11 protein-coding genes are annotated in these 12,320 nt (G+C 68.7%); 9 read left to right on the top strand and 2 right to left on the bottom strand.

Annotation, left to right across the window (positions count from 1 at the left end):
* Positions 1–39: 39 nt before the first annotated feature.
* Together ACGFJ2_RS16565 and ACGFJ2_RS16560 are read right to left on the bottom strand one after the other, a co-directional pair.
* Entirely contained in the window at positions 40–1,626 is a 1,587-nt protein-coding gene (locus ACGFJ2_RS16565; protein WP_393468893.1) for an MBL fold metallo-hydrolase, read from the bottom strand.
* A 31-nt stretch (positions 1,627–1,657) separates the two neighbouring features.
* Entirely contained in the window at positions 1,658–2,353 is a 696-nt protein-coding gene (locus tag ACGFJ2_RS16560; protein WP_393468890.1) for a BTAD domain-containing putative transcriptional regulator, read from the bottom strand.
* A gap of 523 nt (positions 2,354–2,876) precedes the next feature.
* On the opposite strand from ACGFJ2_RS16560, the gene sbnA reads away from it, so the two are divergent.
* From sbnA to ACGFJ2_RS16515, 9 genes are all read left to right on the top strand, one after another.
* Positions 2,877–3,893, top strand: coding sequence for a 2,3-diaminopropionate biosynthesis protein SbnA (gene sbnA, locus ACGFJ2_RS16555; RefSeq protein ID WP_393468888.1), 1,017 nt, complete (start codon positions 2,877–2,879; stop codon positions 3,891–3,893).
* Positions 3,881–4,798: an ornithine carbamoyltransferase gene (locus ACGFJ2_RS16550; RefSeq protein WP_393468885.1), complete on the top strand. Its 918-nt coding sequence runs from the start codon at positions 3,881–3,883 to the stop codon at positions 4,796–4,798. Before sbnA ends, ACGFJ2_RS16550 begins: the two co-directional genes overlap by 13 nt.
* Entirely contained in the window at positions 4,795–6,045 is a 1,251-nt protein-coding gene (locus tag ACGFJ2_RS16545) for an MFS transporter (protein WP_393468882.1), read from the top strand. Before ACGFJ2_RS16550 ends, ACGFJ2_RS16545 begins: the two co-directional genes overlap by 4 nt.
* A 34-nt stretch (positions 6,046–6,079) precedes the next feature.
* Entirely contained in the window at positions 6,080–7,282 is a 1,203-nt protein-coding gene (locus tag ACGFJ2_RS16540) for an FAD-dependent monooxygenase (protein WP_393468879.1), read from the top strand.
* A 67-nt stretch (positions 7,283–7,349) separates the two neighbouring features.
* Entirely contained in the window at positions 7,350–8,009 is a 660-nt protein-coding gene (locus ACGFJ2_RS16535; RefSeq protein WP_393468876.1) for a hypothetical protein, read from the top strand.
* 34 nt (positions 8,010–8,043) lie between these two features.
* Entirely contained in the window at positions 8,044–9,381 is a 1,338-nt protein-coding gene (locus tag ACGFJ2_RS16530; protein WP_393468873.1) for a hypothetical protein, read from the top strand.
* Positions 9,382–9,472: 91 nt separating this feature from the next.
* Positions 9,473–10,282 (top strand): hypothetical protein, encoded by an 810-nt coding sequence (locus ACGFJ2_RS16525; protein ID WP_393468870.1) that lies wholly within the window; start codon positions 9,473–9,475, stop codon positions 10,280–10,282.
* A 121-nt stretch (positions 10,283–10,403) separates the two neighbouring features.
* Positions 10,404–11,684, top strand: a complete 1,281-nt coding sequence (locus tag ACGFJ2_RS16520; protein ID WP_393468867.1) for a sensor domain-containing protein — start codon at positions 10,404–10,406, stop codon at positions 11,682–11,684.
* The gene (locus ACGFJ2_RS16515) at positions 11,669–12,313 is read left to right on the top strand and encodes a response regulator (protein WP_393468865.1); all 645 of its coding nucleotides are present in this window, start codon (positions 11,669–11,671) and stop codon (positions 12,311–12,313) included. Before ACGFJ2_RS16520 ends, ACGFJ2_RS16515 begins: the two co-directional genes overlap by 16 nt.
* Positions 12,314–12,320 lie beyond the last annotated feature (7 nt).

The raw sequence follows: 12,320 nt of genomic DNA, 5'->3' as shown, positions 1-12,320 counted from the left end.
ACATCAAGCCGTGTCGTCCGGTGGCGCGGCCCGGCCTTGTCACCAGCGCCACTCGCGCTGGTTCAGCAGGTGCCCCGCGGGGACGCCGTGGTCCCGGCACCAGCCGAGGAACTTCTCGATCTGCCGCAGCTGGTAGGAGCTCTCGTCGTAGCTGGTCGCCATGACGTGACCCAGCCAGCTCTCCTCGCCCATCGCGTAGATGTACGCCTCGCGCGCGCCGAGTTCGGTGACTATGTCGGCCGCCTGCTCGGCGTCCGAACCCGACAGCTTTCGAGAGTCGCTCATGCGCTTGGGGATCGGCCGGGTCAGCAGGGCCCGGTAGAGCCAGGGCAGCGGGGCGCCGTCGCACTCCATCCCCAGGAAGGCCATGTCCGTCGCGCCCAGGTGGGAGCGGACGTGACGGTAGAGCACCGGGTCGACGCCGGAGGAGTCCGCGCCGACGAAGATCGAACGCCCGGCCAGCTGCACCCAGTAGGTGGACTTGGCCCGGATATCCAGGTCGGCGTGTTCGCCGAGGAACGGCGTCGCCACCAGCTTTCCGCCGGGGAAGGAGATCTCGTCGAAGATGTCGGCCTCGGTCACGTGCATGCCCAGCGACGACAGGTAGAGGGCGAGCGACGGATCGGCGAGGTTGCCGCCCGAGGAACGCGGCACGACGACCGTGCCGATGCGGCCACGCAGCTGGAGCAGCGATTCGAGCACGATGTGGTCCTGATGACCGTGGGTGATCAGGCAGACGTCGATGTGGTCCGGCAGGTCGTCGTAGGTGTACCGGCCCGTCGCCGTGCTGTCCCCGCTGATGAACGGATCGGTGATGATCGCCGCTTCCGGGGACTGCAGCACGAGGCAGGCGTGGCCGAAGTAGCGGACCCGGCCGCCGGTCTCGATGTGGCGGTCGGCGCGTGCCAGGGGTTCCGGGGACAGCAGGCGCGTGAGACCTTTGGCGGTCTCGTCGTCGTCGATCTCCAGCGCTTCGCGGAGCGCGTTCAGGCTGGTGGGCCGCAACCGGGCATCGAACAGCGCAGTGAGGCCCGGGTGCCGGAACGGCAGCGGCAGGTCCACGACGCCGGGGGCCGGCAGCCGTGGCGTGCTGAGGATGAACGGCCTTTCCACACCGGTTTCGAGGGACAGCTGCACCGACTGGCGCCCTTCGGCGAACACCGGGCTGCGGTAGATCAACGGCTCCAGGAACCGGATCGACGGCTGGCTGAACATGTCGTAGACCAACTCCACCAGGCCGGAAAGGGCAGGCGGCAGCTTGGCGTAGAGCGGGGTGAGGTCGAAGCCGGTGGCGTTCTCCTCCAGGAGGTGATCGGCCTGCGCGATCCCTTCGGCGAATTCGATCATCGGCGCACGCTCGGTCCTGATCGAGTCGACCAGCGCCCTGACCTCGTCCGCCCGGTTCTCGGCGATGTTGACGAAGTAGCCGCCCCGCAGGTCGGGGTTGATGGAGGCCGCGACATGCGTCGCGGGCGACTCCAGGTACGACTCCAGGAGCGGTACCTGAAGGAAGGCCACGTTCATGGCGGCCTGAACCGGGGTGTAGGTGTGTGCCCAGGCGAAGAAGCGGTCCACCAGCGGTTCGATGATCGCGTTCGGGTGAAGGAAGCGTGGTTCGTTGTCCATGTCGCGCTCCTGGGTAATATGCCGTGTCCTGCTAGGAGACGCCGGCACCGTAGCAATCGGTTAACGTAAGGCATTCGGACGAGTCCAGGGACAACAGCGCCTGATAGACCGAGCGCAGCGTCGGACTCGGGTCGACCCCCAACTCCTCCGCGAGCAGCCGCCGGCCCTCGCGGTAGACCGACAACGCTTCCTCGCGGCACCCTCCATGATCAAGGGCGATCATGAGCTGGGCGCGGAAACCCTCCTGCAGCGGATACTGGTAGACGAGGTCGACGACCTCGGAGATCAGCCTTTCGTGCAGGCCGAGAGCCAGTTCCGCGTCGATCCGCGCTGACAGGGTCATCAGCCGCGCCTCTTCCAGACGCGGACGCTCCGCCTCGATGAGGTGCTCGGTGACGTTCGACAGCGCCGCGCCGTGCCAGAGCCGCAGCGCCGAACGGAACCAGGTGACGCTCTCCTCGTGCCTGCCCAGACGCAGCGCGCCGTGTCCGAACTTGACCTGGGACTCGAACAGGTCGATGTCGACCTGGCCGTATATGACCTGCAGCAGGTAGCCGGGGTGGTGCCGGGTGATCGTCACCGCGGGAGCCAGCTGCCTGCGCAGCCGTGAGGCGTACGTGTGGATCTGGGCGCTCGCGGTAGCGGGTGGCCGATCGCCCCAGAGCAGCTCTCCCAGCCTGAGGTCCGACACCACCTGACCGCTTTGAAACAGGAGAGCCGCGAACATGGTCCGCTGCTTGGAGCCCTTCAGAGGAATTTCCCGCTCCCCCTGCCAGGCGGTCACGGGCCCGAGGACCCGGAATTCACGGTGAGAGTTTTGCATGTCATGCAATCTTCGCCGATTTGTACATTGTTCCCCCGTTGGGTGGACGGATGTGATGCGGCCGCTGCCCCTCGCGCTAACGTTTATACCGTTGGCCGGAGCGTGATCACATGTTGAATTTGACCCCGTCCGCAGCCGCGGATGCTCAGGCGCGCCCCAAACGTCGCTCACCGATCTCGAGACTAGGTGCGCGACTCTGACCTGTCCAGGGTCGTCCGAAATATAGACGTCATATAGCGGGTTGTGCGATGATGTCCAGCTCTGCCTTCCACGCCTGCCCCCGCGCTGTTCGCGGCTCCGGTTGCATGGCGATCACGGAAATATAACCCACGTATAGCCGCCCGACGGACCATGGGTAAGTGCTTACGGACAACGCGCGCCGGCCGTTGCGGCGGAACTTTGTGCGCCAAGAGAGCCGAGATACACGTTGAACGGAATACTCGAAGCTATTGGAAATACGCCTCTGATCAAATTGGAACGGATGTCCTCCGACTTGGGGGTGAACACGTTCGCCAAGCTCGAGCGGTTCAATCCCGGAGGCAGCATCAAGGACCGCACCGCGCTCAACATGCTCATCGGGAAAATACGCAGCGGTGAACTCGTCCCTGGCCGATCGATTGTCGTCGAATCCAGCTCCGGAAATCTGGCCATTGGACTGGCCCAGATCTGCCGGTATTTCGGCCTGCGTTTCGTGTGCGTGGTCGACCCGAAGACGACGCGGCAGAACATTGAGATACTGAACGCGTACGAGGCCTGCGTGGAGCTCGTCACCGAACGCGACCGGGAAACCGGGGAGTTCCTGGCCACACGGCTGCGCCGCGTGCGGGAGGTCCTGGACGCTGAGCCGAACGCCTTCTGGCCGAACCAGTACGCCAACCTGCTCAACCCGCAGGCGCACGCCATCACCATGCAGGAGATCGCGAAGTCGCTGGACGGACGGGTCGACTACCTCTTCTGCCCGGTCAGCACCTTCGGCACGCTCCGCGGTTGCGCCGAGTACGCGCGCGACAACGCGCTGCCGACCGCCATCGTCGCGGTGGACGCCGTCGGAAGCGCCATCTTCACCGGCAAGCCCGAGCCGCGGCTGCTCGCGGGGCACGGCGCCTCCATCAGACCCGAACTGCTCGACACGGACCTCGTCGACGAGGTGGTGCACGTGTCCGACCTCGAATGCGTGGTCGCCTGCCGGCGGCTGATGCTGCGCGAGGCGATCCTGGCCGGCGGCTCCTCGGGCGCGGCGGTCGCGGCGCTGGAGAAGCTGAGCGCGAACGTGCCCGGCGGAGCCAACTGCGTGCTGATCTTCCCTGACGGCGGCGACCGGTATCTGGACACCGTCTATTCGGACGAGTGGGTGATCGAGCATTTCGGCGAGGTCTCCCATCTATGGAAGGACAGGGCGGTCCGTGGCGCCCCAGAAGGAGGAGAGACTCCATGCGGCATCTGATCTCGATCGACGATCTCGACGACGACGAGGTGCGCCACATCACGCTTCGCGGGGCGCGGTTCGCGGCGGGTGAGAACGACCACGGACGGCCACTCGCGGGCCAGGTGGTCGGGATCTACTTCCGCCGTACGTCCACCCGGACCAGGACCGCGTTCTCCAGCGGCGCCCTGCGGCTGGGTGCGCAGATCGTGTCGTACGGCCCGGACGACCTTCAGACCAACACGGGGGAGACGACGGGGGACACCGGGAAGGTCTTCTCTCTGATGCTCGACGCGCTGGTCGCGCGTACGTCTGCGGATCCCGCGGAGATGCGGGGCTGGGCGGAGCAGAAGCGGATGTCGGTGGTCAACGCGATGAGCGCGGACGAGCATCCCACCCAGGCCCTCGCCGACCTGGTCGCCCTTCAGCACCATTTCGGCGGCGTGGACGGGCTGCGCGTCCTCTACGTCGGAGAGGGCAACAACACGGCCACCGCCCTGGCCCTCGCCCTCGCGCGTTTCGCGGACGTCGAGCTGGAGTTCCGGACACCGCACGGCTACGGGCTGCCCGCCGACCTGCGCGAACGCGCCGCCGAGCAGGCGAAGCGGCACGGGTCCCTCGTGACCGAACGGCACGACATGGAGGACCTTCCCCAGGGATTCGACGTCGTCTACACCACCCGCTGGCAGACGACGGGGTCCAGCAAGGCCGACTCCGACTGGCACCGGGTCTTCGAGCCGTTCCAGGTGACCACCCGGTTGTGGGACACCAACCCGGAGGCCAGGTTCATGCACGACCTGCCGGCGCACCGCGGTGAGGAGGTCACGGCCGAGGTGCTCGACGGCCCGGCCAGCATCGCGTTCGACCAGGCGGCGAGCAAGCTCCACGGTGCGATGGCGGTGCTGGAGTGGTGCAGGGCGGGATGAGCACGCGGCACCGCGCACGCCCGGGCAACTCCGACTTCCTGCGGCTGTGGGCCGGAGCGGGCGCGAACCTCCTCGCCGTCCGCGTCGGGGCCATCACCTATCCGCTCCTGGCCCTCTGGCACTCGAACTCCACGCGCGACGCCGGGCTGGTGATGTTCGCCGTGCTGCTGCCGAACCTGGTGGTCCAGTTGCCCGCTGGAGTGCTCGTGGACCGGTACGAGCGGCGTCGCCTGATGGTGTGGTGCGACATGGGCTGCGTGCTCGTGACCGCGTCCGTCGCCGTGTCACTGATGGCGGGCGTCTACGGGCTGGCTCACCTTGCGGCGGCGGCGTTCGTCCAGGGCGCTCTGTGCGTGGTGCACCGGCTGGCGGAGCAGTCGGCGGTGCGCCACGTGGTCCCCGAGGAGGAGTTGCCGGCCGCCCTGGGCAGGAACGAGGCCCGGTCACGAGGCGCGGCGCTGCTGGGCCAGCCGATCGGCAGCGCGCTGCTCGCGGCCGGCCGGACGCTGCCGTTCGTGTTCGTCACGGTGGCGCATCTGCTGTCACTCCTGCTGCTGCTCGGCATCAGGAAGAACCTGCAGGACGAGCGCGAGGCGGCCGCGGAGCCCGTGGTGAGGGCGATGCGCGCCGGCGCCCGCTGGCTCTTCGGCAGGCCGTTCCTGCGCACCATGCTGCTGCTGCTCTCGGCCTCCAACATCGTCTTCCAGGCCATCACGCTGGCGCTCATGGAGATCATCGTCCGGGGGAACGGATCGATCGCCGTCGTGGGGGTGATCACCGCGCTGAGCGGGCTCGGCGGCGTGGCCGGAGCCCTGACCGGCCGATGGTGGAGCGGCAGGGCCAGCCTGCGCGCCCAGATCATCGGCGGGTTCGCGATCTGGTCCCTCGTGATCGCGGCGGTGGCCGTGAGCGTGTCCCCGGTGCTGCTCGCCCTCCTCTACACGCTCGTGGGGTACGTGGGCGGCGCGATCAACGTGACCGGTTCGGTCCACCTGATCCAGGTGACGCCGGACGCGCTGCTCGGGCGGGTGAACAGCGTGGCGCTGCTCATCGGCATGGGCCCGGCCGCCGTCGGCTCGCTCGTGGGCGGTCTGGTCATGGACGCGGCCGGAACGACATCCACGGTGCTGGGGATGAGCGCGATCATGTGCGGCCTCACGGTGGTGGCCGCGCTGAGCCCTTCCCTGCGTGACGGGCCCCCGATCCGCGAGAACGCGGATCCATCCAGGGCCGGTAACGACCGGTAACGGACGACCAGACATACAGTGGAGAGAGAGCCTGATGATGTCCGGAAACACATCGCGAATAGCAGTCCTCGGAGCCGGGATCGGAGGACTCACCGCCGCGGCTGCCCTGCTCAGGCGGGGTTTCCAGGTCGACGTCTACGAGCAGGCCGACGAACTGCGAGAGTCGGGGGCCGGGCTGCACCTCGGCTCCAACGGTAGCCGCATCCTGCACCGCATGGGGCTGGCCGGGAAGCTGGAGAGTTCGGCGGTGCGGTCGGCCGCGCTGGAGGTGCGCGCCTTCGACGACGGCAGGGTCTTCATGCGGCAGCCGATGGGCCGGGCCTGGGAGGTGGAACACGGCGCCCCCTACTACACCGTCCAGCGCGCGGATCTGCTGGCCATGCTCGCCACGCTGGTGCCGGAACGGTGCCTCCACCTCGGCCGGCGCTGCACCGGATTCGCCGAGGACGCCGACGGCGTGCGCCTGTCCTTCGAGCGGGGGCCGGACGCCGAGGCGGACGTGCTGGTGGGCGCCGATGGCGTTCACTCGGTCGTGCGCCGCGCCGTCGCCGGGCCGCGGACGCCGGTTTCCTCGGGGAACGTCGCCTACCGTGGTGTCGTCCCGTTCGACGAGCTTCCCCGGCTCGCCCGCGACACGATGTTCGTGTGGGCGGGTCCCACGGCGCGCCTGCTGGCCTACCCCGTCGCTTCCGGACGCCTGCTGACTTTCGTCGCGATCCTGCCCGAGGACGATGAGGGCGCCCCCGAGTCGTGGAGCGCGACCGGCGACGTCCGTACCGTGTCCGGAGCGCTGGAAGGGTGGGAGCCGGCGGTGTGCGACATCGTCGCCGCCATCCGCACGGCCGGCCGGTGGGTGCTGCGCGACCGCGCGCCCCTGGAGCGCTGGAGCACGTCCCGGGTCACCCTGCTCGGCGACGCGGCCCACCCCATGCTCCCGCATCACGGGCAGGGCGCCAACCAGGCGATCGAGGACGCGGCCGCGCTCGCGCTGTGCCTGAGCCAGACCCCTCCGGGCCCGCACACGTCCGAGCAGGCCCTGCGCCGCTACGAGATGGTACGCCGCCCGCACACCACACGGGTGCAACTGGGCTCGCGCGGCAGCGGTTCGCTGAAACTCCGTGTGCCCGAGCCCGCGGGAGGACGCCGGCCCGGCAGCGTGCTCGGCTCCATGGTCGAGGACGTCGCCTGGATCCAGAGCTACGACGTCGAGGCGGTCCTGGCGAATTCCCATGTATAGGGCAGGTATGGGCAGCCGTTCTACCTTCCCTTCGTAGATGCCGATCGGCTGTCGAAGGGCGAGAAACGTGGAAGTCCCGAGCAACCCGGCGAGCGGCCACGGTACGTCCGGCGAGTCGCCGGCGGCGCATCAGCGGCGTTTCCTGGTCCATGGACCGGCGGCCGTCGCCGTGCCTTCCCTGGCCGAGGACTGCGCCGGCTGGCAGGAGGCCCACATCGGCGCGGTGTTCGTCTCCGCGGGCACCGGTTCCGAGGTGGTCGAGCTGTTCCTCGCCGCGGGGTGCACCGGGCGGCTCGTCTGCTTCTTTGAGCCGGATCTCGTGGAGGGCCTGGAGGAGCTCGCACGGCTCGTCGAGGAGACGTGGTCGTGGGGGCACGGTGATCCGCCGCGGGCGAGCCCGCTGGAGGTGGCCCAGATCCTGGCGGTCGGCGCGACGGAGACGATCGGATTCGCCGAGGCCGCCACGGAACTGGCCGCGGCCACCGCGACGCTGCTGAACGAGACGCTGGGCCGCTTGGAGCTGCCGAGCCCGAAAGCCGTCCCGGTGGTGCCCAGGCGGCATGATCTCGTGCCGCCGATCGGGAACGGCACCGCCGGGCGCCTGCTGCGAGAAGGCACCCGCCTGGTGTCGCTCGAATGCGAGCAGCGCATCGAGGTGTTTCAGGATCTCGGCGCCGTCATTCGGTCGCCGGGCGGGTGGGCTGGGCTCGCGGCGCGCACCCTGTGAGGTTCTCTGCCGTCCCGCGAGCTCCGGAGGCTCAGTGAAGACTTCAACCATCGTCAAGACCGTCCTCGACTTCGACGTGGCCGAATACGTCAACGCCGTACGGGCCGGCGGGCGCCGGCAACTGGACCCCGCGCTCCGGGGCCGGATGGCGGACCTCTACGTCGACCTGGGCGGTGTGCTCACGGAGGCGCCGGGCTCGATCGACACCGGGGAACGCCGTGTGCTCAGGCTGGCCGAGCTCGCCCTGCAGAGCGAGTGGAAGCTGGCCGCGACCACCGAGCCCCACGACGAGCGCGACCGGCCGGGCGTCCTGGAAGGCCCCCGGGGCACGCGGTACCAGCCGTACAGCAACGTACGCCTGCTCAACCACGCGCTCGGAACGCAGAAGCACTCCAGCGACGCCTGCATCGAGCGGCAGTGCCGTCAGGCTCTCAGGTTCCTCGTCGGCTCATGGCTCGGCTGGGAAGAGCGCACGCTCCGCGGTCAGGAGCCCTGGGCGCACTTGGATCTGCCGACCGCACGGGACTCCGGGGAACGGCTGAGCCGGTTGTCGGCCCTCGACGACGCGATGGCGGCATGGCCGCGGCTTCCGGCGGCCGGTGCGGCCCCGGCCTCGCGGTGGGAGGACTATCTCGGCGAGGCCGGCCGGAGCCGGATCCTGGAATACCTGATCAACATGCCGCAGACCCGCAAACACGAGGAGAACGTCTTCCTCCGGCTCATCCATCTCACCGAGGTGACCACGTCGGGCATCCTGGCGCGTACGGTCGCGGGCAACGCCTGGCTGGAGTCCGGCGCGTACGCGGAGGCCGCGCGGTGTTTCGAACGGGCGGCCGAGCTGGCCGTCATGCAGTTCGACATCATGCTGGTACTGCGGCGCACAATGTCCGTCGACAGCTTCCTCGGATTCCGCAAGGACACCGAGAACGCCAGCGCGATCCAGATGACCTCCGCCCAGACCCTGCACATCCATCTGCTCGGCATACATCCCGCAAAGGTGGAGGCGCTGGGCGAGATCCAGGAGAACGCCTTCCTGCTGCTGTACGTCAACCGGCACTTCCGGCCGCTCAGGTCCCTCCTGCAGGAGCTGCCGCAGGACACCGACGAGACGCGGCCGGTGTTCGCCGCCGCGCGGGCGCTGGACGAGACCCTGTTCCGGTGGCGCAGGCTGCATCTCGGGCTCGCCCACCGGTATCTGCCGGGAGAAACGATGGGCTCGGGTGGAACGGCGGGGGCCCCGTATCTCTCGGGTTTCTACCACGACCGGATCTTCGATCCGGAAGGCGAGCTCTTCCCGCATCCCGTTCCGGTCTCGATGCCGCCGCTCGATGAGCGGGTAAGGGCTCGTTCCGTCTTCTCCCCGTTCAACTGAGTCATTCTCGTAGTTTCCGTATATTGCCGGAATATAGCTTCGTCGTCTTGGGTCCTGAAAGGGCCACGGTCGACGTTCGAAAGGAACCTTCATGGAAGGTCATATCAACAGGCGGCGGATGCTGGGCGTAACGGCGGGCGCGGCCGCCGTCGCGCTTCTGGGAGCCGCGAACGCCCCCCAAGCCCTCGCCGCGTCGGTCGGCGACGATCTGCCGCCGGTGCCGGGAATGCTGGGAGACCGGCGCGCCAACGAGCTCTGGTACCAGTTCGACAAGGCCACGTGGCACGAGGCGAGCCAGGAGTTCAAGGACGCCTGGGCGGCGGTGAAGGCCTACTTCGGCGGCGGCGACGCCGAGATGGCGATGGTGACGGCGTGGATGGAGGACATGAAGTCCGATGCCTATCCGGCCGGTTACATCGGATTGGTGACGCCGATCAAAGAACCGCTCAGGGTTGTTTCCCGCGTTCAGGTCGAGGTCTTCAACCGTGTCTACGGCCGAAACGCGAGCGGGCTGGCGAACGCCTTCGCGGACTTCGGTCAGGGCGTGCTCTACGATCCGCGGGTTCCGGGAGTGCATTCGATGAACGGCAGTCCCGCGCCCGCGGGCTACCACATCTGGCACGCCATTCTCCGCGCGCAGATGTTCCTCGGAATCGACGCCCAGAAATGGTGCCAGATCGACCCGATGGTCGGTCTGGGATGGGCGCTGCAGTCGATCGCGAAGCCGTCGCAGACGCAGGTGAACCCGCCCCTGCCGCGTGACGTCGTACGTAGTCAGAGCCGCAAGTGGCTCTCGATGAGCTCGGCGCGGCTCGATCACGCCTTCCTGTCCCAGCCCTACCCCGAGGACATCCCCGGCGGCAGCGGCATCCCGCTGATCAACAGCCGGGCCGCGGGGTAGGGCTAGGCCCCTCCGGAAATGGGGCTGGACGTCCTGTGCGTGGCATTCGCGCCGCGCAGACTGTTAGCAGAGACGGGGAACGACCGTCGAGGTTCTGCGACAGGGGTATGAGGTGACCAATATGCGAGAGGCGTTCAAGGCCCGGTGGCGTGAGGTCGGGCGGGCGGGGATGCTCGCCGTAGGCGGGATAGCGGGACTCGTCCTGACGGCCTTCTGCGTCGCCTCGTTCGCGAGCACGCTGGCGGCCGGGCTGGGGCTCCTGCTCATTCCGCCGGTGCTGACGGTCGTCAGGGGACTGGCGGAGTTCTACCGCGACACGGCCGGGTGGCGGCTGGGCATCAAGGTGGTCAGCCCCTATCTGCCCCGTCCGGCGCCGCCCGGTCCCGAGTCGCCGCGGTTATGGCCGCTGCGCCAGGCTCGGCTCACGCGCTGGATGGTCACCGATCCAGCGACGTGGCGGGACCTGGCGTGGCTGCCGGTGAACTTCGTTGTGGGCGTGCCGGTGGTGGCGCTGTCCCCGCTGTTGGTCCTCTACGGCCTGTACGGTGTGCTCCTGCCCATCACCTGGCCGCTCATCGACCAGCAGGTCGGTGCGGGCGACGCGCATTTCCTCTTCCTTACCGTGGGCAACATGGCGCAGACGCTCCTCGCCGTTCCACTCGGCTTGCTGGTCGCCGGGGCCGGCCTGTGGATGGCGCCGCCGCTGCTGAAGGCGCATGCCCGGCTCACCACAGCGCTGCTCGGCTCCACGAGGGAGCAGCTGGAGCGTCGGCTGGCGAGGGTGACGGAGTCGCGGAGCGAGGCCGTCGACTCCAGCGCGGCGGACCTGCGCCGCATCGAGCGGGACCTGCACGACGGCGTGCAGGTCCGTCTCCTGGCGCTCGGCATGAACCTGACGGCCATCCAGCGGCTCATCCGTGAGGACCCCGGAGCCGCCGAGGCGCTCGTGCAGGAGACGAGGGAGAGTTCGGGCAAGGCGCTCAACGAGCTGCGCGACCTGGTCCGCGGCATTCATCCGCCGGTGCTGGCCGACCGCGGGCTGGCGGACGCGGTACGCGCGCTGGCGATGGACCTGCCGCTGACCGCTGAGACCGACATCGAGCTGCCCGGACGGGTTCCGGCGCCCGTCGAGTCCGCTGTCTACTTCGCCGTCTCCGAAGCGCTCACCAACGTGATCAAGCATGCTGTGGCGGACCGGGTGCGGATTCGCATGCGATACGAACGTGGTATGCTCCGCGCCGAGATCACCGACGAGGGAATCGGCGGAGCCGACGTGTCGGCGGGCTCGGGTCTGCGTGGGGTGGAGAGGCGGCTGTCCGCCTTCGACGGCGTCGTTGCCGTGAGCAGTCCGGCGGGCGGCCCCACCATGGTGGCGCTGGAGGTGCCGTGCGTGTTGTCGTAGCCGAGGACCAGTTCCTGATGCGTGACGGACTGACCCGGCTGCTGACGGCCCACGGCTTCGAGGTGGTGAAGGTCGTCGACAACGGGCCCGGCACGCTGCGGGCCCTGATCGAACTCCAGCCGGACGTCGCGATCGTCGACGTCCGCCTGCCCCCGTCCTTCACCGACGAGGGGCTCAGGGCTGCCCTTGAGGCCAGGCGGCAAGTGCCCGGGCTACCGGTCCTGGTGCTGTCCCAGTACGTCGAACAGCTGTACGCGCGCGAACTGCTGGCCGACCAGGCCGGTGGAGTCGGCTACCTGCTCAAGGACCGGGTGTTCAACGAGGACCATTTCGTCGAGGCGATCCGCCGTGTAGCGGTCGGCGGAACTGCCCTGGACCCCGAGGTCGTCGCCAAGCTGCTCGGCGGCCGGGGCAACGACACGCCCATCGCCCGGCTCACCGAACGCGAACTCGAAGTGCTCGCCCTGATGGCCGAGGGCCGCTCCAACAGCGCGATCGCGCAACGCCTGTACCTCAGCGAGAAGGCCATCGGCAAGTGCACGACCAGCATGTTCGCCAAGCTGAACCTGCCGGGGTCGGAGGACGACAACCGCAGGGTCCTCGCCGTGCTGGCCTTCCTCAACTCCTGATCTCGCG

Origin of the sequence: Nonomuraea sp. NPDC049028, assembly GCF_043197735.1 — a bacterium.
Classification (GTDB): Bacteria; Actinomycetota; Actinomycetes; order Streptosporangiales; family Streptosporangiaceae; genus Nonomuraea.
This window is presented reverse-complemented; position numbering and strand designations above follow the sequence as displayed.

What these genes read in the sequence shown, in the direction of transcription:
- ACGFJ2_RS16565 (WP_393468893.1), bottom strand. Translation starts at nt 1,626, where the DNA reads ATGGACAACGAACCACGCTTCCTTCACCCGAACGCGATCATCGAACCG.
- ACGFJ2_RS16560 (WP_393468890.1), bottom strand. Translation starts at nt 2,353, where the DNA reads ATGTTCGCGGCTCTCCTGTTTCAAAGCGGTCAGGTGGTGTCGGACCTC.
- ACGFJ2_RS16550 (WP_393468885.1), top strand. Translation starts at nt 3,881, where the DNA reads ATGCGGCATCTGATCTCGATCGACGATCTCGACGACGACGAGGTGCGC.
- ACGFJ2_RS16545 (WP_393468882.1), top strand. Translation starts at nt 4,795, where the DNA reads ATGAGCACGCGGCACCGCGCACGCCCGGGCAACTCCGACTTCCTGCGG.
- ACGFJ2_RS16540 (WP_393468879.1), top strand. Translation starts at nt 6,080, where the DNA reads ATGATGTCCGGAAACACATCGCGAATAGCAGTCCTCGGAGCCGGGATC.
- ACGFJ2_RS16525 (WP_393468870.1), top strand. Translation starts at nt 9,473, where the DNA reads ATGGAAGGTCATATCAACAGGCGGCGGATGCTGGGCGTAACGGCGGGC.
- ACGFJ2_RS16520 (WP_393468867.1), top strand. Translation starts at nt 10,404, where the DNA reads ATGCGAGAGGCGTTCAAGGCCCGGTGGCGTGAGGTCGGGCGGGCGGGG.